Origin of the sequence: Aliivibrio finisterrensis (assembly GCF_008933155.1) — a bacterium.
GTDB lineage: Bacteria > Pseudomonadota > Gammaproteobacteria > Enterobacterales > Vibrionaceae > Aliivibrio > Aliivibrio finisterrensis.
Genome location: NZ_WBVP01000007.1, coordinates 117,615 through 141,140, shown reverse-complemented (window position 1 = coordinate 141,140; position 23,526 = coordinate 117,615). Strand labels below are relative to the sequence as shown.

Annotated in this window: 26 protein-coding genes; 3 read left to right on the top strand and 23 right to left on the bottom strand. The window is 40.9% G+C overall.

What is annotated here, in order from left to right:
• Nucleotides 1-227: 227 nt before the first annotated feature.
• Nucleotides 228-437, top strand: a complete 210-nt coding sequence (gene cspE, locus F8B77_RS08535) for a transcription antiterminator/RNA stability regulator CspE (protein WP_005421580.1) — start codon at nt 228-230, stop codon at nt 435-437.
• 124 nt (nt 438-561) lie between these two features.
• Here the strand turns inward: cspE and glmU are convergent, their stop codons facing one another.
• The 23 genes from glmU to F8B77_RS08420 all read right to left on the bottom strand — a co-directional run bounded on the left by glmU (nt 562) and on the right by F8B77_RS08420 (nt 20,688).
• Nucleotides 562-1,920: a bifunctional UDP-N-acetylglucosamine diphosphorylase/glucosamine-1-phosphate N-acetyltransferase GlmU gene (gene glmU, locus F8B77_RS08530; RefSeq protein ID WP_151655001.1), complete on the bottom strand. Its 1,359-nt coding sequence runs from the start codon at nt 1,918-1,920 to the stop codon at nt 562-564.
• 221 nt (nt 1,921-2,141) lie between these two features.
• On the bottom strand, nt 2,142-2,564 hold the full coding sequence (locus tag F8B77_RS08525) for a F0F1 ATP synthase subunit epsilon (protein WP_151655000.1): 423 nt from the start codon (nt 2,562-2,564) through the stop codon (nt 2,142-2,144).
• An 18-nt stretch (nt 2,565-2,582) separates the two neighbouring features.
• On the bottom strand, nt 2,583-3,986 hold the full coding sequence (gene atpD, locus F8B77_RS08520) for a F0F1 ATP synthase subunit beta (RefSeq protein ID WP_151654999.1): 1,404 nt from the start codon (nt 3,984-3,986) through the stop codon (nt 2,583-2,585).
• Nucleotides 3,987-4,020: 34 nt separating this feature from the next.
• Complete coding sequence (gene atpG / locus F8B77_RS08515; RefSeq protein WP_151654998.1) at nt 4,021-4,887, bottom strand: F0F1 ATP synthase subunit gamma; 867 nt, start codon at nt 4,885-4,887, stop codon at nt 4,021-4,023.
• A gap of 45 nt (nt 4,888-4,932) precedes the next feature.
• The gene (atpA, locus tag F8B77_RS08510; protein WP_151654997.1) at nt 4,933-6,474 is read right to left on the bottom strand and encodes a F0F1 ATP synthase subunit alpha; all 1,542 of its coding nucleotides are present in this window, start codon (nt 6,472-6,474) and stop codon (nt 4,933-4,935) included.
• 13 nt (nt 6,475-6,487) lie between these two features.
• The gene (atpH, locus tag F8B77_RS08505) at nt 6,488-7,021 is read right to left on the bottom strand and encodes a F0F1 ATP synthase subunit delta (protein WP_151654996.1); all 534 of its coding nucleotides are present in this window, start codon (nt 7,019-7,021) and stop codon (nt 6,488-6,490) included.
• Between the two features lie 17 nt (nt 7,022-7,038).
• The gene (atpF, locus tag F8B77_RS08500) at nt 7,039-7,509 is read right to left on the bottom strand and encodes a F0F1 ATP synthase subunit B (protein WP_162922486.1); all 471 of its coding nucleotides are present in this window, start codon (nt 7,507-7,509) and stop codon (nt 7,039-7,041) included.
• Nucleotides 7,510-7,565: 56 nt separating this feature from the next.
• The gene (gene atpE / locus F8B77_RS08495) at nt 7,566-7,823 is read right to left on the bottom strand and encodes a F0F1 ATP synthase subunit C (protein ID WP_004411110.1); all 258 of its coding nucleotides are present in this window, start codon (nt 7,821-7,823) and stop codon (nt 7,566-7,568) included.
• 47 nt (nt 7,824-7,870) lie between these two features.
• The gene (atpB, locus tag F8B77_RS08490; protein ID WP_151654995.1) at nt 7,871-8,668 is read right to left on the bottom strand and encodes a F0F1 ATP synthase subunit A; all 798 of its coding nucleotides are present in this window, start codon (nt 8,666-8,668) and stop codon (nt 7,871-7,873) included.
• 8 nt (nt 8,669-8,676) lie between these two features.
• Entirely contained in the window at nt 8,677-9,066 is a 390-nt protein-coding gene (locus F8B77_RS08485) for a F0F1 ATP synthase subunit I (protein ID WP_151654994.1), read from the bottom strand.
• Nucleotides 9,067-9,253: 187 nt separating this feature from the next.
• Entirely contained in the window at nt 9,254-10,138 is an 885-nt protein-coding gene (locus tag F8B77_RS08480; RefSeq protein ID WP_151654993.1) for a ParB/RepB/Spo0J family partition protein, read from the bottom strand.
• Nucleotides 10,131-10,928, bottom strand: a complete 798-nt coding sequence (locus F8B77_RS08475) for a ParA family protein (RefSeq protein ID WP_151654992.1) — start codon at nt 10,926-10,928, stop codon at nt 10,131-10,133. The genes F8B77_RS08480 and F8B77_RS08475 overlap by 8 nt, the downstream gene beginning before the upstream one ends.
• A gap of 15 nt (nt 10,929-10,943) precedes the next feature.
• Nucleotides 10,944-11,576 carry a 16S rRNA (guanine(527)-N(7))-methyltransferase RsmG gene (rsmG, locus tag F8B77_RS08470; protein WP_151654991.1) on the bottom strand — a complete coding sequence of 211 codons (633 nt, stop codon included), beginning with the start codon at nt 11,574-11,576 and terminating at the stop codon, nt 10,944-10,946.
• Between the two features lies 1 nt (nt 11,577).
• Complete coding sequence (gene mnmG, locus F8B77_RS08465; protein ID WP_151654990.1) at nt 11,578-13,467, bottom strand: tRNA uridine-5-carboxymethylaminomethyl(34) synthesis enzyme MnmG; 1,890 nt, start codon at nt 13,465-13,467, stop codon at nt 11,578-11,580.
• A gap of 424 nt (nt 13,468-13,891) precedes the next feature.
• Nucleotides 13,892-14,326, bottom strand: coding sequence for an FMN-binding protein MioC (mioC, locus tag F8B77_RS08460; protein WP_122033444.1), 435 nt, complete (start codon nt 14,324-14,326; stop codon nt 13,892-13,894).
• A 60-nt stretch (nt 14,327-14,386) separates the two neighbouring features.
• Entirely contained in the window at nt 14,387-15,754 is a 1,368-nt protein-coding gene (mnmE, locus tag F8B77_RS08455; RefSeq protein ID WP_151654989.1) for a tRNA uridine-5-carboxymethylaminomethyl(34) synthesis GTPase MnmE, read from the bottom strand.
• A gap of 98 nt (nt 15,755-15,852) precedes the next feature.
• Entirely contained in the window at nt 15,853-17,478 is a 1,626-nt protein-coding gene (gene yidC, locus F8B77_RS08450; protein WP_151654988.1) for a membrane protein insertase YidC, read from the bottom strand.
• A gap of 2 nt (nt 17,479-17,480) precedes the next feature.
• Entirely contained in the window at nt 17,481-17,738 is a 258-nt protein-coding gene (yidD, locus tag F8B77_RS08445; protein WP_130045762.1) for a membrane protein insertion efficiency factor YidD, read from the bottom strand.
• The gene (gene rnpA, locus F8B77_RS08440) at nt 17,705-18,058 is read right to left on the bottom strand and encodes a ribonuclease P protein component (RefSeq protein ID WP_130045763.1); all 354 of its coding nucleotides are present in this window, start codon (nt 18,056-18,058) and stop codon (nt 17,705-17,707) included. Before rnpA ends, yidD begins: the two co-directional genes overlap by 34 nt.
• Before the next feature lie 15 nt (nt 18,059-18,073).
• Entirely contained in the window at nt 18,074-18,208 is a 135-nt protein-coding gene (gene rpmH, locus F8B77_RS08435) for a 50S ribosomal protein L34 (RefSeq protein ID WP_005416778.1), read from the bottom strand.
• A 187-nt stretch (nt 18,209-18,395) separates the two neighbouring features.
• Nucleotides 18,396-19,133: an amino acid ABC transporter ATP-binding protein gene (locus F8B77_RS08430; RefSeq protein ID WP_151654987.1), complete on the bottom strand. Its 738-nt coding sequence runs from the start codon at nt 19,131-19,133 to the stop codon at nt 18,396-18,398.
• On the bottom strand, nt 19,130-19,801 hold the full coding sequence (locus F8B77_RS08425) for an amino acid ABC transporter permease (RefSeq protein WP_151654986.1): 672 nt from the start codon (nt 19,799-19,801) through the stop codon (nt 19,130-19,132). The genes F8B77_RS08430 and F8B77_RS08425 overlap by 4 nt, the downstream gene beginning before the upstream one ends.
• Nucleotides 19,802-19,935: 134 nt before the next feature.
• Nucleotides 19,936-20,688, bottom strand: a complete 753-nt coding sequence (locus F8B77_RS08420) for an amino acid ABC transporter substrate-binding protein (protein WP_151654985.1) — start codon at nt 20,686-20,688, stop codon at nt 19,936-19,938.
• Between the two features lie 294 nt (nt 20,689-20,982).
• Between F8B77_RS08420 and dnaA the strand changes: the two genes are divergently transcribed.
• Together dnaA and dnaN are read left to right on the top strand one after the other, a co-directional pair.
• Nucleotides 20,983-22,389: a chromosomal replication initiator protein DnaA gene (gene dnaA / locus F8B77_RS08415; protein ID WP_151654984.1), complete on the top strand. Its 1,407-nt coding sequence runs from the start codon at nt 20,983-20,985 to the stop codon at nt 22,387-22,389.
• 31 nt (nt 22,390-22,420) lie between these two features.
• Entirely contained in the window at nt 22,421-23,521 is a 1,101-nt protein-coding gene (dnaN, locus tag F8B77_RS08410) for a DNA polymerase III subunit beta (protein WP_151654983.1), read from the top strand.
• The last annotated feature ends 5 nt before the right edge of the window (nt 23,522-23,526 follow it).

Genomic DNA, 23,526 nt, shown 5'->3' with positions numbered 1-23,526 from the left:
ATTTTTGAAATTCTACTATACAATCGGTTAAAAAATGCTATTATTTTTCTCGGCCTGTAAACAGACCTATTTATCTGTAATATTATGCTTTTGAAACCTTCGTTATACTGCTTTACCAGTTATGCTTGAAGCTTTTTATACATATGTTTTACCTCAAATAAATAATTCTTTATGGCTACAACTTCGCATTATGCGAATTATTTAATTTAAAAAAATTAGGATTTATTATGTCTAAATCAACTGGTATCGTTAAGTGGTTCAACGAAGAGAAAGGTTTCGGTTTCATTACTCAAGATAACGGCGGCGCTGACGTATTCGTTCACTTCCGTGCTATCGCAACTGAAGGTTTCAAAACTCTGAAAGAAGGCCAAGCGGTAACTTTCACTGTTGAACAAGGTCAAAAAGGCCCACAAGCTGCAGACGTTACTCCAGCTTAATTCGAATTTTTCGAATAGAATTTTAAAAAATGCTGACTTCGGTCAGCATTTTTTTTGTCTATAGGCAGGTATAAAAAAAGAAGCCTAATGGCTTCTTTTTTATTATCAACTGGTTACCTATTAATTATTTTTTCGTTGGACGCTGCCAATTAGCAATGCGACGATCTTTAGCTCGGCTAATGTACAGCTCATTTTCAGCCACATCTTTAGTCACTGTAGAGCCCGCGCCTACCGTCGCGCCATTCGCTATCATAATCGGCGCAATAAGCTGGCTATCAGAGCCAATAAACACGTCATCACCAATAATCGTCTTAAATTTATTCGCACCATCGTAATTACATGTAATCACACCGGCACCAACGTTTACGCGTTTACCAATCTCAGCATCACCAAGATAAGTTAAATGATTCGCTTTAGAGCCTGCCCCAAGACGAACATTCTTCACTTCAACAAAGTTACCTACGTGAGCATCATTACAAAGCTCTGCGCCTGGGCGTAAACGAGTAAATGGACCAACAGTACAATCTTCACCAACGGTCGCACCTTCAATCACACTGTAAGGACGGATAATCGTATTATCATCAATCTCACAATCTTTAAGTACACAGCCCGCTCCGATAACGACGTTATCACCAATCGTCACGTTACCTTCAATGATCACGTTAGCATCGATCTCAATATCCATACCGCATTGCAATGATCCTCTAAGATCAAAACGGCTAGGATCGCGAAGCATAACGCCTTGTTCTAATAGTTTTTGTGCTTGCGCTAATTGAAATGCTCTTTCTAAACGAGCTAATTGAGCACGATCATTCACGCCTTCAACTTCAATAGGGCTTACTGGATGAACAGCTTCTACTGCACGACCTTCGTCATGAGCTGCTGCAATGATATCGGTAAGGTAATATTCACCTTGAGCGTTTTCATTTTTAAGCGCCGCTAACCAACGTTTCAAATCACCGCCTGTCGCAACCATTACGCCAGTGTTAATCTCTTTAATTAACTTCTGTTCTTCCGTAGCATCTTTCTGCTCTACAATCGCAATCACAGGACCATTACGACGAATAATACGTCCATAGCCCATAGGGTTATCTAAAACTACTGTAAGTAACGCAATACCACCTGTTGGTTGAGCTTCTAATAAATTATCAACGGTTTCAGTACTAATAAGTGGAACATCACCATATAAGACTAATACTTTCTCATCATCAGCAAACTCTGGTGCCGCTTGATTTACAGCATGGCCAGTACCTAATTGTTCAGCTTGAAGTACCCATTGAACACGCTCTTCACCCAACTCAGCTTTCATCTGATCACCACCGTGACCATAAACCAAATGGATGTTTTGAGCACCAAGGCCCTCGCATGTATCAATTACATGCTTCGCCATTGGTTTACCCGCTAAAGTATGAAGTACTTTAGGTTTGTTTGAGTACATGCGAGTGCCTTTACCCGCCGCTAAAATTACTGCACTGAATTTCATGAAAAGCCCATTCTATTATTATGCTAACTGATATCGACTCTAACTCTAGAACGATAACATCTACCTAGCTAGTGGAAATCAAAATACTAAATCCATTACTGACTACTGAGTTAAATACAAAGTAATAATTAATGGAATTAACATGTCGATAAATAAGAATATTAACATTCAACAAAGAAAAGGCGACCAAAATAGGTCGCCTTCTTTCTAATGGTGCTTGATTAACGCGAACGTTTTGTCAGCTCGATAACTCGAAGCTGTGCGATCGCTTTAGCCAAATCACTGGCCGCTTGAGCGAAGTTAATGTCGCCATGCTGATTTTTGATGTTCTCTTCAGCCTTGCGTTTAGCTTCTTCTGCCTTAGCTGCGTCTAGGTCTTCACCACGGATACCGGTATCTGCAAGAACAGTAGCCGAACCAGGTTGAACCTCAACAATGCCACCAGAGACATAAATGTACTCTTCGTGACCATGTTGTTTAACAATACGCACCATACCAGGCGTGATAGCGGTCAGCAGCGGTGCGTGCCCATGGAAAATACCAAGTTCACCCTCGCTACCGGTCACCTGCATCGTTTCTACTAGTCCTGAGAATAATTTCTTCTCAGCACTTACAACGTCCAGGTGAAAGGTCATTACTGCCATATCGCCTCCTAATCAGCCTTATAGCTTCTTCGCCTTCTCAAGCGCGTCTTCAATCTTACCGCAGTACATGAAGGCTTGCTCAGGAACGTCATCGTAATCACCCGCTAATAGACCTTTAAAGCCAGCTAATGTGTCTTTAAGTGGTACGTAAATACCTGGGTCACCGGTGAATACTTCTGCTACGTGGTAAGGTTGAGTTAAGAATTTCTCAATCTTACGGGCACGAGATACAACTTGCTTATCTTCTTCAGATAGCTCGTCCATACCTAGGATAGCGATGATGTCTTTTAGCTCTTTATAACGCTGAAGTGTCGATTGAACGCCACGAGCGATATTATAGTGCTCTTGACCAACAACAAGTGGATCAAGTTGACGAGATGTTGAGTCTAACGGGTCAATCGCTGGGTATAGACCCATTGACGCGATATTACGGTTAAGTACAACTGTCGCATCTAAGTGAGCAAACGTTGTTGCTGGAGATGGATCCGTTAAGTCATCCGCTGGTACATATACCGCTTGAACTGAAGTGATAGAGCCACTACGAGTTGAAGTGATACGCTCCTGAAGAACACCCATCTCTTCAGCTAGAGTAGGTTGGTAACCTACCGCTGATGGCATACGACCTAACAGTGCTGATACTTCAGTACCTGCTAGTGTATAACGGTAAATATTATCAACGAACAACAGTACGTCACGACCTTCGTCACGGAAACGCTCTGCCATTGTTAGACCAGTCAGTGCAACACGTAGACGGTTACCTGGTGGCTCGTTCATTTGACCGTAAACCATTGCTACTTTTGATTCTTCAGGTTTCTCGATGTTTACAACACCAGCTTCCTGCATTTCAAAGTAGAAATCATTACCTTCACGAGTACGCTCACCTACACCTGCAAATACAGATAGGCCAGAGTGTTGTAGTGCGATGTTGTTGATAAGTTCCATCATGTTGACAGTCTTACCTACACCAGCACCACCGAATAGACCGATTTTACCACCCTTAGCGAATGGACAAATTAAGTCGATTACCTTAACACCCGTCTCTAGAAGTTCAGTCGAGTTAGACTGCTCTTCATAGCTAGGCGCTTCGCGGTGAATTGAATAATGCTCTTCAGCACCAATCTCGCCACACTCATCAATCGCGTCACCAAGAACGTTCATGATACGGCCTAAAGTTTTAGTACCCACTGGAACAGTAATTGGCGCGCCAGTATTTTCTACTGTTAAGCCACGACGTAAACCATCTGAGCTACCCATTACGATACAGCGCACTACGCCGCCACCGATTTGCTGTTGCACTTCAAGAACAAGACGTTCTTTTGCATCAACAACATTCAAAGCATCGTATACACGAGGTACATTGCCTTGTGGGAACTCTACATCGACTACCGCACCGATGATCTGTACGATCTTACCTGTAGTCATCGTTAATCCTCTAAACTGTTTAAATACCTATTGCTTAAACCGCTGATGCGCCTGAAACAATTTCTGAAAGCTCTTGTGTAATCGCCGATTGACGGGCTTTGTTATACACAAGTTGCAGTTCATCAATAATGTCACCAGCGTTATCAGTCGCTGCTTTCATCGCAATCATTCGCGCTACATGTTCACACGCTAAGTTTTCAACTACCCCTTGATATACTTGTGATTCAACGTATCGAACCAATAATGTATCTAGCAGTAGTTTAGGCTCAGGTTCATAAATGTAATCCCAAGAATGAGTACGTTTCATTGCTTCATCTTCAGATTTAGGCAAAGGAAGTAATTGGTCAATTGCTGGCTCTTGCACCATAGTGTTAATGAACTTATTGTTCACTACATATAGGCGATCCAGCTGGCCTTCATCGTATTTCTTTAGCATAACGCCAACACTACCGATCAATTCTTCAAGACTTGGGTTGTCACCTAAGCCAGAGTTTTGAGCAATAACGTTACCGCCATAGCTGTTAAAAAATGCTGTTGCTTTAGAGCCAATAACGGCTAAATCAATTTCAACACCATCTTTTGACCATGCTTTCATTTCTGTCATGACTTTCTTAAACAAGTTAATGTTTAAGCCACCACACAAACCACGATCACTAGAAATAATAATGTAACCAACGCGCTTAGCTTCGCGTTCCTCAAGATACGGATGACGATACTCGAGGCTACCAAGCGCTAAATGACCGATTACTTTACGTATTGTGTCAGCATATGGACGAGACGCAGCCATCGACTCTTGCGAGCGACGCATTTTAGAAGCGGCTACCATTTCCATTGCTTTCGTGATCTTTTGAGTGCTTTTTACACTCCCGATCTTGTTACGAATCTCTTTCGCACCGGCCATCGTTACTCTCCGTTTTCGGGTGACCCATAACAGGCCACCAACGAATTACCAGGTCTGGGTTGCTTTGAAATCTTCAACCAGTTTCACGAACTGAGCTTCAATTTCATTATTCCAAGCACCCGATGAGTCGATCTCTGTTGCTAGATCGGCAAATTGACCACGAGCATACGACAGCAGAGCTTCTTCAAAATCTGCAAGCTTAGAAAGCTCAACATCATTCAAATAGCCTTTCTCAGCTGTAAAGATAACTAACGCTTGATCAAAAACAGACATTGGCGCGTACTGTTTCTGTTTCATAAGTTCAGTTACTTTTTCACCGTGATCAAGTTGCTTTTTAGTCGCGTCATCAAGATCAGATGAGAACTGAGCAAACGCTGCAAGTTCGCGATACTGTGCAAGCGCGGTACGAATACCACCAGACAGTTTCTTAATGATCTTAGTCTGCGCAGCACCACCTACACGAGATACAGAGATACCTGGATCTACCGCAGGACGAACACCAGCGGTGAACAGTTCTGTTTGTAGGAAGATCTGACCATCAGTAATCGAGATTACGTTAGTTGGTACGAATGCAGATACGTCACCAGCTTGAGTTTCGATGATAGGTAGAGCAGTTAAAGAACCTGTTTTACCTTTCACTTCACCATTAGTGAATTTCTCAACATACGCTTCGCTTACACGAGCAGCACGCTCTAGTAGACGAGAGTGTAAATAGAATACGTCACCAGGGAATGCTTCACGGCCCGGTGGACGTTTCAGTAGTAGAGAAATTTGACGATAAGCAACTGCTTGCTTAGATAAGTCATCATAAACAATCAGTGCGTCTTCACCGCGGTCACGGAAGTATTCACCCATCGCACAACCTGAGTACGGTGCAAGGTATTGCAGCGCAGCAGATTCAGAAGCAGAAGCAACAACAACGATAGTGTTAGCTAACGCCCCGTGCTCTTCTAATTTGCGAACTACGTTAGCAATTGTTGATGCCTTTTGGCCAATCGCAACATAGATTGAGTAAATACCAGAATTTTTCTGGTTAATGATCGCATCGATCGCCATTGCTGTTTTACCAGTCTGACGGTCACCGATGATTAGCTCACGCTGACCACGGCCGATTGGGATCATTGAGTCAACTGACTTATAGCCAGTCTGTACAGGTTGGTCTACTGATTTACGATCGATTACACCAGGTGCAATCACTTCTACTGGAGAAGTCAATTTCGCATCAATAGGGCCTTTACCATCAATTGGCTCACCAAGTGTGTTTACAACACGCCCTAGCATTTCAGGACCTACTGGTACTTCAAGGATACGACCAGTACCTGTTACTTTCATGCCTTCCTGTAGGTCAGCATATGGGCCCATTACTACCGCACCAACTGAGTCACGCTCAAGGTTAAGTGCTAGCGCATAACGGCCACCCGGTAATTCAATCATTTCGCCTTGCATAACGTCTGCAAGGCCGTGGATACGAATGATACCGTCGCTTACCGAAACGATTGTACCTTCATTGCGAGCTTCACTTACAACGTTGAATTGTTCAATACGTTGTTTGATTAGATCGCTAATTTCCGTGGAATTAAGTTGCATGCTCCATTCCCCATCAAGACTGCAATGTTTCACTCAGGCGGCTTAAACGGCCACGTGCTGAGTTATCAATGACTAGGTCTCCGGCTCGAATTATGACCCCAGCTAGTAGGGCCTCATCTACGCTACAATTCAGCTTCACTTTACGCTCTAAACGAGCTTCAAGTTTGGCACTAATGTCAGCTTTTTGCTGTTCTGTTAGTTCAACTGCTGAAATGACTTCAGCATCAATCATTTTTTCAAACTCATGTTTTAAAAAGATATATTGTTCTAACACATCAGGTAGAACCTTCAAACGGCCGTTTTCAGCCATTACATGAATCAGGTTCTGTCCAAACTCGTTCAATTGTTCACCACAAATTGAAATAAAGATTTCTGCCAGTTTATCTGGTGCAATAGCACCATCAAGTAACTGAGCAACGTCTTCATTCTTTGTGACTTCTGAACAAAAAGTTAGCATTTGAACCCATTGGTCCAATTCATTCTTTTCGACCGCAAAGTCAAAAGCTGCTTTCGCGTAGGGGCGTGCGATGGTTGTCATTGTCGACATATCTTGGCCCCTTTTACTTACAATTTCGCAGTGATGTTATCAAGAATATCTTTCTGAGCTTCTACATCAATAGAACGCTCCAAGATTTTCTCGGCACCAATCACAGCCAGAGTTGCAACTTGTTTACGCAGTTCATCGCGAGCGCGTTTGCGTTCAGATTCAAGTTCAGCTTCACCTTGTGTAAGAATCTTCTGACGCTCAGTCAGTGCTTCTTCACGGGCTTCGTCTAAAATTTGACCTTTACGTTTGTTCGCTTGTTCGATGATCTCAGTTGCAGCGCGCTTTGCTTCTTTCAGTTGATCAGAAGCATTGGCTTGTGCCAAATCAAGGTCTTTAGCTGCGCGTTCAGCGGCAGATAAACCGTCAGCAATTAACTTCTGACGTGCCTCGATCGCTTCCATGATTGGTGGCCATACATATTTCATGCAGAACCAAACAAACAGTGCGAAAGCGATTGCTTGACCAAGCAGAGTTGCGTTCATATTCACAACAGCTACCCCTCGTTAAGAATCAGCTACAAAAATTCAATTAGCAAAAGGCTAGATTAGCCTGCTAGTTGACCAACAAATGGGTTAGCAAATGTGAATAGTAGCGCGATTACGATACCGATCATTGGAACCGCATCCAATAGACCAGCGATGATGAACATCTTAACTTGTAGCATTGGAGCCATTTCAGGTTGACGAGCTGCGCCTTCCAGAAACTTACCACCAAGAATAGCAAAACCAATTGCTGTACCTACAGCACAAAGACCAACAATAATAGCTACTGCGATAGCTGAAAAACTAAGAACGGTTTCCATTTATATTCTCCAATTGAATAGATAGAGTTGTATTAAAAATTTTAAGATTAATGATCGCCATCTTCATGAGCCATTGACATATAAACTATCGTCAACATCATGAAAACAAATGCTTGGATTAAGATAACCAGAATATGGAAAATAGCCCAAGGTAACGCACCGACCCATTGTAAATACCAAGGTAACATTGCAGCGATTAGAATAAACACCACTTCACCAGCAAACATGTTACCAAACAGACGCATGCCTAAAGAAAGAGGTTTAGCAAGTAACGAAACAACTTCAATAAGTAGGTTGAAAGGGATCATGATCCAATGGTTAAACGGGTGTAATGCTAATTCTTTTGCAAAACCGCCTAGTCCTTTTACTTTAATGCTGTAATAAATCATTAAAGCAAACACACCAAGAGCCATTGCCATTGTAATATTTACATCAGCAGTAGGAACCACCTTAAGATAAGGAAGACCTAATAGCTGTTCAGCTGAGTAAGGTAAGAAGTCAATTGGAACTAAATCCATGACATTCATAATTATTACCCAACAAAATATGGTTAAAGCTAGTGGAGCAACTAGAGGGTTTCGACCATGGAAAGTCTCTTTTACGTTGGTATCAACGAATTCAACTACCATTTCAACGAAACACTGTAATTTACCTGGTACTCCAGTTGTTGATTTCTTAGCTACAGAGCGAAATACCCAAAGGAATAAAACCCCTGTTAGCACAGAAAAAAACAAGCTGTCTATATGCACATTCCAAAAACTTAATTCATCAGCAATGCCCAGCTTCCCTAAAGAGAGGTTTTGCAGGTGATGATTAATATATTCAGTAGGCGTTGACGCAGACATAACTTTTCCTATTTCCTGTTGTTAATAAAGAAAACTGGTGCAAAGATATTACTACCCAGTACCAGCAAATAGGTTAGTTTGAGGGGAACAAGTTCCACCTCTGTATACACGTAAACAATAGAAAATAAGACGATTGTTATAAGAATTTTAAGCACTTCACCCAAATAGAAAAAAGCGGCAACCATTTTAGCCGCTCTTGCTCCACTGAACATAAATGCACATTTTGAAAACACCGTATTAGCGATAATAAAAATACTACCCCCAATTAATGCTGACATTCCCCAACTAGCACTAACGGCTATGCTCATCCCTATTGTCATAACTGTAGTGACACTAAGCTGAATCAATAACAATCGCTTTGCAAGCAAACGCCCTGGTTTAGCAAGCGTAACTACCATGTATTCTTCCTTTTAGCATCTTTACCTTGATATAAATCAACCCAAGGCGAAGATTTTGCAAAAATTATACGTTGCACCCATATGAATGCAATCAAATAGCATTAAAAAGTTACATTTATGAGAACAATGCAGTGACTTTTACGACGTAAAAGACAATTTTACTTTCTAATACCGTTTTATATCACATTTAACTTTCTAGCTTTGCGATAAGTTGTTCTAATTTGTGAGCCTTGTCAAAGGTAATCGTTACCTTACCTTTACCTGATGAATTTCGGCTTATCACAACTTTTGACCCAAGTGTTGATGATAGTTTCTCTGAAATATCCATCATTTCGACATCAACCGCTTTAGATTTATCTTCTTGTTTTGGCGCTAAGAGTTCTTTTATTTTTTGCTCTGTTTGACGAACCGTCAGTTTTTTATCAACCACTAAATGGGCAAGTTCGATCTGCTGATCGCTCTCTAACGCTAATAATGCACGAGCATGGCCCATCTCTAGTAATTTCTGTTCAACCAATTTTTTCACATCATTAGTCAAAGCATTAAGGCGTAATAAGTTGGTTACCGTTGTACGAGACTTACCAATAACATCTGAAATTTGTTGATGCGTTAATTCAAATTCTTGCTGTAAGCGCTCTAATGCTTGTGCTTCTTCGATAGCATTCAGATCTTCACGTTGAATGTTCTCAATTAAAGCCATTGCGATCACGGCTTTATCTTCAACCAATTTAACCACACAGGGTACATGCTTTAGGCCTGCTTTTTTAGCGGCACGGAAACGTCGCTCACCCGCAATAATTTCATATTGCTGAGGAGCAACTTGACGCACAACAATCGGTTGGATGATACCTTGAGAACGAATAGAAGCAGAAAGCTCTTCTAAGGCTTCTTTTTCCATTGTTTTACGAGGCTGGTATTGGCCGGCACTTAGTTGATGAATACCCAATTCAATTAATTGAGCATCTTTTGAGATAGATTCACTTTGTTCGGCTGCTAATTGCTTTTCACGAGCAATAGAGCTTGTTGCTAATAGGGCATCTAATCCTTTGCCTAAACCACGTTTATTACCCATGAATTTCTGTTTCCCTTTCTTTTTCCATTTCGTCACGGCGAATTATCTCTCCGGCAAGGGCTAAGTAAGCCTTTGCACCATTAGAGTATTTATCATAATACATTGCAGGTTTACCATGACTTGGCGCTTCTGCTAAACGTACATTTCGAGGAATAACAGTGCGGTACACTTTTTCCCCAAAATGTTTTTTTAATTGATCTGATACATCATTAGCTAAGCGATTACGAGGATCGTACATGGTTCTTAATAACCCTTCGATCTTTAAATCAGCATTCACTACAGCAGCTAATTTACTGATGGTATCAATTAAAGCTGTTAATCCCTCCAGTGCGTAATATTCACACTGCATAGGGACCAATACAGAATCCGATGCTGCCATAGCGTTAATTGTAAGGAGATTTAGAGCGGGAGGGCAATCAATAAAGATGAAATCATAGTTACCACGAACCGAAGCAATCATATTGCGTAAGCGAACTTCACGCGCAAACACTTCCATCAATTTGATTTCAGCGGCGGTAACATCACCATTAGCAGCAATAAGATCGTAACCTCCAGACGTTTCCTCTATAACAACTTTTTCAAAAGGCACTTCATCAACCAGAAGTTCATAAGCTGTGGCATCGACATCGTATTTATCAACACCACTGGCCATGGTCGCATTGCCTTGAGCATCTAAATCGATAAGTAATACTTTTCGATGAGTTGCTGACATTGAAGCGGCAAGATTCACCGCTGTCGTTGTTTTACCTACGCCACCTTTCTGGTTCGCAATAGAGATAACTTTTCCCACACTAACCTCATTCCATTATTTTTTTCCGGTTAAGGTTACTAAATGTCTTTCACCCTCTAACTCCGGAACGATCAATGTCGCTACATCTTTGACTGAGCACCATTCAGGAAGATCATTAGCTTCATCTTCTGAATAGATCCCTTTTAACGCCAAAAACACACCATCTTCTTCTTTTGGTAGATGATGACACCAATTAACCATGTCTGTCATTGATGCAAATGCACGACTTAGGACTGCATCAAACTTTTCTTCAGGCTGAAACTCTTCAACACGGCTTTGGATTGGAGTGACATTGGTAATTTTTAACTCATGGATCACCTGTTTGATAAAGCGGATTCTCTTACCTAAGCTGTCTAACAGAGTAAACGATTTTCCAGGGTTCATGATAGCTAATGGAATACCTGGTAAGCCAGGACCTGTACCAACATCAATAAAACGCTCACCTGACAACTTTGGACTAACAACAATGCTATCCATAATATGCTTAATGACCATTTCACTCGGATTTCTAACTGACGTTAGGTTATACGCTTTATTCCACTTATGAAGAAGCGCTACATAACCAAGTAACTGCTCTTTTTGCAATTCAGAGACAGTTAAATCAGTTTGAGCAATCAAACGATCGAATTGCTGAGATAAATCGGTCACGTTACTCACCTTTTTTTAATAAACCGTGTTTCTTTAAATGCACTAATAGAATAGAAACGGCAGCTGGTGTAATACCAGAAATACGTGATGCTATGCCAATCGTTTCAGGCTTAGCGTCTGTGAGTTTCGCAACCACTTCATTTGAAAGACCTTTTACTTCTTTATAATTAAGTTCTAAAGGCAATTTTGTATTTTCATGACGTAATGATTTTTCAATTTCATCACGCTGACGCTGAATGTATCCGGCGTATTTCACTTGAATTTCAACTTGTTCAGACGCTTGTTGATCCTCAATAGCAGGACCAAAACCATCAATAGAGATCAATGACTCATAATTCACTTCAGGACGACGAAGAAGATCTTCACCACTTGCTTCACGAACGATCGGCGTTTTTAAGATCGAATTAACTTGATCAATATTTTCTGATTTAGGATTCACCCAAATGTCTTTTAAACGTTGACGTTCTTTTTCTATATTTTCTACTTTCTCGTTAAAGCGAGCCCAACGAGCATCATCAACTAAGCCAAGTTCACGGCCTTGTTCTGTTAAGCGTAAATCGGCGTTATCTTCACGAAGTGATAAACGATATTCGGCACGAGACGTAAACATACGGTATGGTTCTTTGGTTCCAAGCGTTGATAAATCATCAATAAGCACGCCCATGTATGCTTCATCACGGCGTGGACTCCAACCTTCTTTGCCTTGAGCAAACAAACTTGCATTAAGACCGGCCATTAACCCTTGTGCAGCCGCTTCTTCATATCCAGTAGTACCGTTAATTTGACCAGCAAAGAATAAGCCTTCAATAAACTTAGTTTCATACGTTGATTTTAAATCACGAGGATCAAAGAAATCATACTCAATCGCATAACCTGGACGAACAATGTGTGAATTTTCAAAGCCTTTCATTGAACGAACGATTTGCAGTTGTACGTCAAATGGCAAACTTGTTGAGATACCATTTGGGTATAATTCGTGTGTTGTTAAGCCTTCTGGTTCAATAAATATTTGGTGGCTGTCTTTATCAGCAAAACGCATTACTTTATCTTCAATAGAAGGGCAGTAACGAGGGCCAATACCTTCGATAACACCAGCGTACATAGGACTACGATCAAGGTTCTTACGAATTACATCATGCGTTTTTTCATTAGTATGAGTGATGAAGCAGTTAATTTGTTTAGGCTGCTGTTCACGATTACCCATAAATGAGAAAACAGGCGTTGGATTATCACCCGGTTGTGCTTCTAAATTTGAAAAATCAACGCTACGAGCATCAATACGTGGTGGAGTACCGGTTTTAAGGCGATCGATTCTAAATGGACGATCTCGTAAACGTTGAGCAAGAGTGATCGAAGAAGGATCTCCTGCGCGACCTCCAGAGAAGTTTTCCATGCCAATGTGTATCTGACCCCCTAAAAAGGTACCAGCCGTTAATACAACGGATTTAGCACGGAATTTAAGGCCCATTTGAGTAATAGCACCGATAATTTTATCGTTTTCAATAATCAGATCATCTACTGCTTGTTGAAATAACGTTAAGTTTGGTTGGTTTTCTAATACTGAACGAACAAATGCTTTATATAGTGCTCTATCTGCTTGAGCACGAGTCGCTCGAACTGCTGGACCTTTGGACGCATTTAATGTTCTAAATTGAATACCGGCATGATCAGTGGCTTGTGCCATTAATCCACCTAAAGCATCCACTTCTTTTACCAAATGGCCTTTGCCGATCCCACCGATAGCAGGATTACATGACATTTGACCTAATGTGTCGATGTTATGTGTGAGTAGAAGTGTCTTTTGTCCTGTTCTTGCAGCTGCTAATGCTGCTTCAGTTCCAGCATGACCACCGCCAATAACAATGACATCAAAGTTTTCTTGGTAAAACATGAGTTGACCTTAGGTGTTATGAAAATAGTGAGAAGAATTTAATTTTAAGAGATCTATTTTACCCTTTTTCTAGCTTGGAAAGAAATGAAAAAGTGACGAAGTTCAAAAATTAAAGATCACTTAATATATATAAGATCTTTTAAAGAGATCTCTTATTAGATCTATTATATAGATCGTCGATCTCTGTGGATAAGTAGTAAATGATCAATAGGATCATATACTTTAGTAAGATCCTAAGTTGTGATGAATCTTTGATCTTCGATCGGACTGCTTGAGGATAAAAGAAGTACTTATCCACAAGGGGGTAGGGCGTTAGATCTTATTCAATGGATAACTATAACTTGATCACTGGATCATTGCCTAGTTATCCACATAGTAGCAGTTTTCTATTTAATAACTTTAACTGATAAATACATACAAAAAATTAACAAATATGTTGTTTTAACCACAATTCAGCAGGCTCTTCAGGAATACTATGTTGAGTTACATCTATCTCTAAAAGTGGGAATTTCTCTATCGCACCTAATTCAATCAATGTATTTTGTAATGATTTTCCTGCTGCACAGAAGGTGTCATAGCTTGAATCACCAATAGCAACGATAGCAAACGAGACTTTTGAAAGATGTTGAGCTTGCTCTGTGAGTTGTTGAATAAAAGGCTTTATATTGTCTGGATAATCACCAGCACCATGGGTGGATATAGCAATAATCCAGAGACTATCTATGTCTATTTCATTCAAATTTGGTTGATTATGGATATCTGTAGCAAACTCCATCTCTTCTAATAAATCGGCAAGGTGATCGCCAACGTACTCAGCGCCACCAAGGGTGCTTCCTGTAATAATAGATACGTTTTTCATGAATTTTTCCTATAAAAAATGGGCCATAATAGCCCATGATTGTTGGTGTGATTTGGGGGATTATTTACCGATACAGAAAGAGGTAAATATTCGACCTAGTAGATCATCTGAAGTAAATTCTCCTGTGATCTCGCTAAGATGCTGTTGTGCAATTCTAAGCTCTTCTGCCAGGATCTCACCGGCCATGTAACCTTCAAGTTGTTGTTGGCCTATATCAAGATGCTGAGCCGCTTTCTCTAACGCTTCTAGGTGACGACGGCGAGCCATAAAGCCACCTTCTTGATTGCCAGAGAAGCCCATGCATTCTTTTAAGTGGGTACGCAGAGCATCAACCCCTTCACCTGTTTTTGCAGACAAACGAATAAGGGTAGGATCGTTAACATGGCAAATACCTAGATCTTCACCTGTTTGATCGGCTTTATTTCGTATCACTGTCATGCCCATGTTTTTAGGTAAGCGATCAAGAAATTCTGGCCAGATTATTTTGGGGTCTGTTGCATCCGTTGTTGTGCCATCAACCATAAATAAAACGCGGTCAGCTTGAGCTATTTCGTCCCAAGCTCGTTCAATACCAATGCGTTCTACCTCATCTGAGGCTTCGCGAAGGCCTGCAGTATCAATGATATGTAAAGGCATACCATCAATATGAATATGCTCTCTAAGGACGTCACGAGTGGTCCCTGCAATATCGGTGACAATTGCAGTATCTTTACCTGATAGTGCATTAAGAAGGCTAGACTTGCCTGCATTTGGGCGGCCGGCGATAACAACTTTCATGCCTTCACGCATGATCGCACCTTGATTCGCTTCTTGGCGAACGGCATTAAGGTTATCAATGATCCCTTGTAAGTCACCACTGACTTTGCCATCAGCTAAAAAGTCGATCTCTTCTTCTGGGAAATCAATGGCGGCTTCAACATAAATTCGAAGGTAAATAAGGGATTCAACTAAGGTGTTAATTTTATTTGAAAAGACACCTTGTAGTGAATTTAACGCAGATTTTGCTGCTTCTTCAGAACTTGCATCGATTAAATCGGCAATGGCTTCGGCTTGAGCTAAATCCATTTTATCATTCAAAAAAGCTCTTTCTGAAAATTCGCCAGGTCGAGCAGGGCGAACATCATCAATTTTTAAGATACGTTTAATCAGCATATCCATGACAACAGGACCACCATGCCCTTGAAGCTCTAGAACATCTTCGCCGGTAAATGAATGAGGGTTAGGGAAGTAAAGTGCAATCCCCTGATCGAGTTCAAGGCCATTATCATTTTTAAATGGGGTGTATTCTGCATAGCGAGGTTTAAGGGTCCTTCCTACCACTTCTAAAGCGACTTGTTGAGCTTTAGGTCCGGATACACGAATGATGCCTACGCCGCCTCGGCCTGGTGCTGTTGCTTGTGCAACGATGGTGTCTGTATGTAATGTCATGATTATTCTTAATGTCTATTGCTTGAGCATATTGTAAGCCGATAAAACAAAAAAGGCGACCATAGGCCGCCTTTTGTTTGCTTCTTTAGAAATTCAACTTACTTAGAATGTAAGCCTTTTTTCTCAAGAGCACGGTAAATCAGCGTTTGCTGAATTAACGTTACGATGTTTGAAACTAACCAGTAAAGAACTAGGCCAGCAGGGAACCATAAGAAGAACACGGTGAACATAACAGGCATAAACGTCATGATCTTCTGTTGCATTGGATCCGTTACTGTTGTTGGACTCATTTTCTGGATTAAGAACATACTTGCACCCATTAATAATGGCAGGATGTAGTATGGGTCTTGTGCTGATAAATCCGTGATCCAACCAAAGAATGGCGCATGACGAAGCTCAACCGATTCCATCAGAGCCCAGTATAGAGCAATAAAAATCGGCATTTGAAGAAGAATTGGTAAACAACCACCTAGTGGGTTTACTTTTTCTTTTTTATAAAGCTCCATCATTTCTTGACTCATACGTTGACGGTCATCACCGATGCGCTCACGCATTGCTGCCAACTTAGGTTGAAGCATGCGCATTTTAGCCATAGATGTGTATTGCGCTTTTGTTAGTGGGTACATAGCGCCACGAACAATAAACGTTAGAATGATAATCGCTACACCCCAGTTACCAACAATCGTATGTATAAAAGACAGTAGTTTATGAAGTGGTGATGCAATGAACCATAACCAACCGTAATCAACGGTTAAGTCTAGGTATTTTTGAGTTTCTGCCATTTCTTTCTGCAGTTTTGGACCAGTCCAAAGTGTCGCAGAAAGTGTCGCTTCTTGACCCGCAGGAATCGTTACAGCAGGCATGCGAACGCCAATGTAACCATAATTACCAGCAACACGAGATGTTATTGTCGCATCGTTTACGTTGCGTGGGATCCAAGCTGAAGCAAAGTAGTGTTGCAGCATACCCGCCCAACCTTGACCGTTTGTCATGTCGATAGATAAGTTTTTATCTTCCATGTCGTCAAAGCTGTATTTTTTGTAACGAGTATCTTCTGTAGAGTAAGCACCACCACGGTACGTAGGCATCGTTAAGCTGCCACCGTCATCCATTAAGTTTTGCTTTAAGTTCGCGTACATTTCTACTGTTGCTGGTGCTGAAGATTGGTTATCAACCGTATAATCAACATTGATAGCGTAGCTGTCACGTTTAAGAATTAGTGTTTTAGTATAAGTAATACCGTCTTTCACTAATGTTAGCGGAACGCGTAATTCGTTTTGACCGGCAGCTAAAACATAATCTGTTTTTTGCGTAGTGAATTGTGCACGGCCGGTATTTGAATCGATACCTTGAGGACCGATAAGACCACTTTGAGCTATGTAGCTGTGTGTAGCATCGTCCTGAAGAAGAACGAACTTTGCTTTAGAGTCTAATTCAGCGTCGTATTTATTAAGAATTGATTCAATGATATCACCACCCAATGTATCTACTTTTAAAGTAAGTACATCTGTTGTGATAGTGATTAGCTTACCAGACTGTGCTGAATCAGCAGGCGTATCACTGTGTGCTGTTGAAGAAGTTGGAACATCACCATCCGTTTGTGTTTGTTGAACGGTATTAACTGTAGCTGGTTGCTGCGGATTAGTTTCTACTTGCCATTGTTGGAAAAGTAAAAAAGAAACTAAAGCCAGTGCGAGCAACAGAATATTACGTTGGGTATCCATCGTTATTGTTCTCTGTCTTTATGCTGCTTGGGTGGGACGGGGTCATAGCCCCCATCATTCAAAGGATGACATTTTAATAGACGTTTGCCAGATAGCCAACACCCTTTTACTAAACCGTGTGACTTTAGTGCGTCAATTGCATAATGTGAACACGTTGGAGTAAATCGACAGCGAGGTCCAATCAATGGACTGATGACGAGTTGATAAAAACGGATTAGACCGATTGCTATCCACGAGAAGGGCGAGACAGGCGATGCCATAATTTGTCTAATAGCTTGTTGAAGTCTTCGTTACTCAGATCTTGAGCACTCTTTTTAGCGATAACCACAAAGTCTTTCGCAGGTAATGAATGTTGCTTATTGCGGAAACTTTCACGCGTAATACGTTTGAACTTATTGCGACCTACAGCAGTTTTAATTTGCTTTTTAGGAACAGCAAGGCCTAAACGAGGGTGCGATAGTGAATTTTCTCTGGCAAGAATGGTGAAGTGAGGTGAGCCGGCTCGGTGAGCTTGCTTGAAAACAGATTTGTAATCTTCGGGAGTTAACAAGCGTAACTCCCGAGAGAAGTCGTAATTCATCAAAATAATCTAGGATTACTTAGATAGACGCTTACGGCCTTTAGCGCGACGAGCGTTAATTACGTTACGACCGTTCTTAGTAGCCATACGTGCACGGAAACCGTGAGAGCGTTTACGCTTAAGAACTGAAGGTTGGAAAGTGCGTTTCATTGGTATTACCTTTTACTGATCAGTAGTGTTTAGGTTTTTTGTATAAACCCGGCGTGGGACGTACATTCCGACGCCTCTCAACAAAGAGGCGGAATTGTAATCATTGACAGAAAAATAGTCAATAAGAGGTTCCACGATTTTTCCGGACGGTGAATTATACGTTTTGTGAGCCAGAGCGCAAGGATCTTTATGCGATCCCGACCTGATTCAAGAATTTTTTTAATTTAGGATCCTGTGGATAACCAAAAATTTGCTCTGGGGTTCCTTGTTCCACTATCTTTCCATCTGCCATATAGATGACTTTATCTGCGACTTCTTTTGCAAATTGCATTTCATGAGTTACAACCAGCATGGTTTGATGTTGAGTGGCCAGTTTTTTCATTAAAGTCAGTACTTCATTAACCCATTCAGGATCAAGTGCTGACGTGGGTTCATCAAATAATAGCAGTTCTGCTTCTAAGGCCATTGCTCGTCCAATACCAACGCGCTGTTGTTGGCCTCCAGAAAGCGCTGAAGGGTAGTTATCCCCTTTATCACCAAGCCCAATATCATCTAAAATTTGTTGTGCTCTTTTAAGGGCATCTGCCTTATTCCACTTGTGGACAGTTATTAGGCCTTCAGCAATATTCTGTCGAGCGGTTAAATGTGTAAAAAGAGCATAATTTTGGAAGATAAACCCTGTTTTTCGTCGTAATGCGATGATTTCTGCTTTGGTATTTTTTTCACTTTCGACACTAATATCATCAATCGTGATGGTGCCTTTGTCGGCAGTCTCAAGAAAATTGATGCATCTAAGTAATGTCGACTTACCCGTACCACTTGATCCAATGATGGCAATTATCTCTCCTTTATTAATGGTGAGGTCAATGCCTGATAGTACGTTTGTGTCACCAAAGCTTTTATGTAGGTTGGTAATTTTTATCATCGAACATACGCCTTATTTAATTTCACTTCAGCCCAAGTTTGTACTCGAGTAAGAATGACAACAACACCCCAATAAATCAGGGCTACGGCTAAAAATGCTTCAAAGAACTTAAAGCTTGAAGAGGCTTCCATTTGCGCTTTTGCCATTATTTCAGACACCCCTAGTGTAAAGGCTAATGACGTGGATTTAATCATATCAATGAAATAATTCATTAATGAAGGTAAAGCTACTCGAGACGCTTGAGGAAGAATAATACGACGCATTGCTTGAGATGTTGTCATACCAATAGAAAGACTGGCTTCCATTTGGCTACGATCAATCCCGATAATAGCTGCACGAATACTCTCTGCCATATAAGCGGCAAAATGGAGCGTTAAACCAATAACAGCGGCACTAAACGCATCTAATCCAATAAAAATAGGGAATACTTGTGGTAAGCCATAATAAAGAAGAAATAATTGAACTAGTAGCGGTGTACCACGGAAAAAGCTAATGTAAAGTTGGCTAAGTTGATCCAATACTGGCACTTTAAAGACTCTTAAGTTAGCGAGTACTAACGCCAGTGCCAAAGCAAAGAACAATCCCCATATCGCCATTTCTAATGTCGTACCTAAATACTTAAACAGTATAGGTAAGAGTTCAATCATATACGCAAAATCAAATCCCATGATGTCTCTCTATAATTAGTTTGAAAAGTGGTGAGTTGTACTGAGTTTATATAAGTAATAAACACAAAACCCACTACGTTACAGATAGTGGGTTTATTGTAAATAGAAGTAGGTACTTACCGAGTTAGTTTGATTTATTGTGTTACGTCAGCATCAAACCACTTTTGTGATATTTTTGCTAATGTACCGTCTACTCGCATTTCAGCTAATGCTTTATTAACTTCTTTTTGTAGCTTTTGACCTTTTTCATTTTTTACAAACGGCCATGCATTTTCAATGGTTTCAAATGGTTCGCCTGCAAGTTGCAGTGGTAATCCTGATTTTTTAATCAGTTGAGCTGCTGATAGACGGTCCATCACAAACGCATCTGAACGGCCTAAAGCGACATCGTGCTCAATACCTGTATCGTAGGTTTTAATGTTTATTTGGCCTGATTTATCGTTATCTCGCAGTAATTTTTCAAAATTAGAACCTAAGTTAACGGCAACGGTTTTTCCTTCCAAATCTTCAATACTTTTGATGCTGTCATTGCCTTTACGAACGGTAATTTGCGCACCGTCAACAACATAAGGGTCGGCAAATAGGTATTTAGCTTCACGTTCTTTGGTTTTGGTAATTTGATTTGAAATCGTATCAATTCGGCCTGTTTCTAATAGCCCAAATAAACCAGAAAAACTCGCAGTTACATATTCAACGTTATAATCATTACGGCGACCAATCTCATCCCATAAATCAACCTCAAAGCCTTGCAGTTGATCCTGTTTAACGAAGGTAAATGGGAAATAACGGCCCGACATTCCTACTTTAACGTCAGTGGCTGCTTGAGCAAATTGAGTGGCTGCTAGTGTCAGTGTTAATCCAGTAAGAATGTTCTTTGTCCATTTCATGATTGATACTCCGTAATTCATCAGTATTGAGATAATACGTTTTTTGCGATTGAGTTCTAAATATCCCCTGGTTATGTGTAATAACTAAATCGTAAAATAAAGGGCATAATCTCCTCATTGTTGATGGTTTTGGGTATAAGTCTGGTAAAAAGTGTGTCGATCTAGGTAAAAAAGCGTGATCAGTGTGAATAACTTCGATCTTATTCACTGGATCATCGATCTAACGCTGGCACAAAAGTTATCCACAGTATAAAATCGACAACCTTTTAAAAATAATTATGAGTGGGGTTGTCCGTGTCTTCATCGCTTTGGCTGCAGTGTTTACAGCGCCTTCAAGAAGAATTACCTTCCGCAGAATTTAGTATGTGGGTTAAACCCCTGCAAGCTGAATTAAATGACAATACCCTTACGCTATTTGCGCCGAACCGTTTCGTGTTGGATTGGGTTCGAGATAAGTACTTAAATAGCATTAACTCATTATTAAATGAGTTCTGTGGTAGCGATGTCCCTACATTGCGTTTTGAAGTGGGTAGTAAACCTACGCCATCATCAGCACCGAAGAGAACAGCTGCGGATGTTGCTGCTTCAACCTCAGCTCCTGCACAACTTCAAGCCTTACAGTCAACGAATAAGCCTTGGGAATCTCAGAGTTTAGAGCCTACACCTGCTGATCTGAATCATCGCTCGAATGTAAATCCTAAACATAAATTTACTAACTTCGTTGAAGGTAAATCAAACCAACTTGGCTTAGCTGCAGCTCGTCAAGTGTCTGATAACCCGGGAACCGCGTATAACCCACTATTCTTATATGGTGGCACTGGTTTAGGTAAAACGCACCTGTTGCAAGCAGTGGGAAATGCGATTCTTGAACGTAAGCCCGATGCAAAAGTGGTATACATGCATTCTGAGCGCTTTGTTCAAGACATGGTTAAAGCGCTACAAAATAACGCCATTGAAGAGTTCAAACGTTATTACCGTAGTGTTGATGCCTTGCTTATCGATGATATTCAATTTTTTGCGAATAAAGAGCGTTCACAAGAAGAATTCTTTCATACCTTTAATGCGTTATTGGAAGGCAATCAGCAAATAATCCTAACGTCAGACAAATACCCAAGAGAGATCAATGGGGTAGAAGAGCGTTTGAAATCTCGCTTTGGTTGGGGTCTTACTGTTGCGATTGAACCGCCAGAATTAGAAACTCGCGTTGCTATCTTAATGAAGAAAGCAGAAGATCATCAAATTCATCTTGCCGATGAAGTTGCCTTCTTTATTGCAAAACGTTTACGTTCGAATGTACGTGAATTAGAAGGAGCGCTTAACCGTGTGATTGCAAATGCTAACTTTACTGGCCGTGCAATTACGATTGATTTTGTACGCGAAGCATTACGTGACTTATTAGCGCTTCAAGAGAAGCTAGTAACGATTGATAATATTCAAAAAACCGTTGCTGAGTACTACAAGATAAAAATGGCGGATTTGTTGTCTAAACGCCGTTCTCGCTCTGTTGCGCGTCCACGTCAATTAGCGATGGCATTGTCTAAAGAGTTAACCAATCACAGCTTACCTGAGATCGGTGACGCATTTGGCGGTCGAGACCATACCACTGTACTTCATGCTTGTCGTAAAATAGCGCAATTGCGTGAAGAGAGTCATGATATAAAAGAAGACTACTCTAATCTCATTCGTACGTTATCATCGTAATTCATTATCTACTTTTAAATAAACGAGTATTATGAAATTTTCTATTGAACGCAGTCTGTTATTAAAACCACTGCAACAAGTATCTGGTGCCCTTGGTGGCCGTCCATCATTACCTATTTTGGGTAACATCTTACTTCAGGTAGAAAATGGTCAATTATCAATGATCGCAACCGATTTAGAAGTAGAGTTGATCAGTAAGATTACGTTAGAAGGTGATTTTGAAGCGGGCGCTATTACTGTTCCTTCTCGTAAATTTTTAGACATTTGTCGTGGTTTACCTGACAGCGCAACTATCACTATCGTATTGGAAGGCGATCGAGTTTTAGTGCGTTCTGGACGCAGTCGATTCACTCTAGCGACTCTGCCAGCTAATGATTTTCCAAACATTGAAGGTTGGGAGAGCGAGGTTGAAATCACCTTATCTCAAGCACAATTGCGTAAACTGATCGAGAGCACTCAATTCTCTATGGCGAACCAAGATGTTCGTTATTACCTCAATGGTATGATGTTTGAAACTCAAGGTGCTATTTTCCGTTCTGTAGCAACGGATGGTCACCGAATGGCAGTATGTAATATGCTGGTGGGTTCGGATCTTCCTGAACAGCAAGTGATCATGCCACGCAAAGGTATTCAAGAGCTAGTTCGCTTACTTGACTCACCCGATCAGAGTGTTACTTTACAGTTTGGTAATTCAAATGTACGTGCAGAAGTGAATAACTTTGTATTTACGTCAAAACTGGTTGATGGTCGCTTTCCTGATTATCGACGTGTAATGCCGCAAAGCAGTAACAAGACGCTAGAAGCCGATTGTGATGAACTGCGCCAAGCATTCGCTCGTGCTGCTATTTTATCGAATGAAAAATTCCGTGGTGTTCGCGTTAATTTAGCCAATAATCAAATGCGTATTACGGCGAATAACCCTGAACAAGAAGAAGCAGAAGAGATCCTTGATGTGGATTTCCAAGGCGATGATATCGAAATCGGTTTTAACGTTAGCTATGTATTAGATGTGCTGAATACTTTAAAATGCGAACGTGTACGTATTTCGATGACAACGGCTAATGCGAGTGCGTTAGTTGAAGATTGTGCTAATGATGAAGCGCAATATGTTGTTATGCCAATCCGTCTGTAGATTTT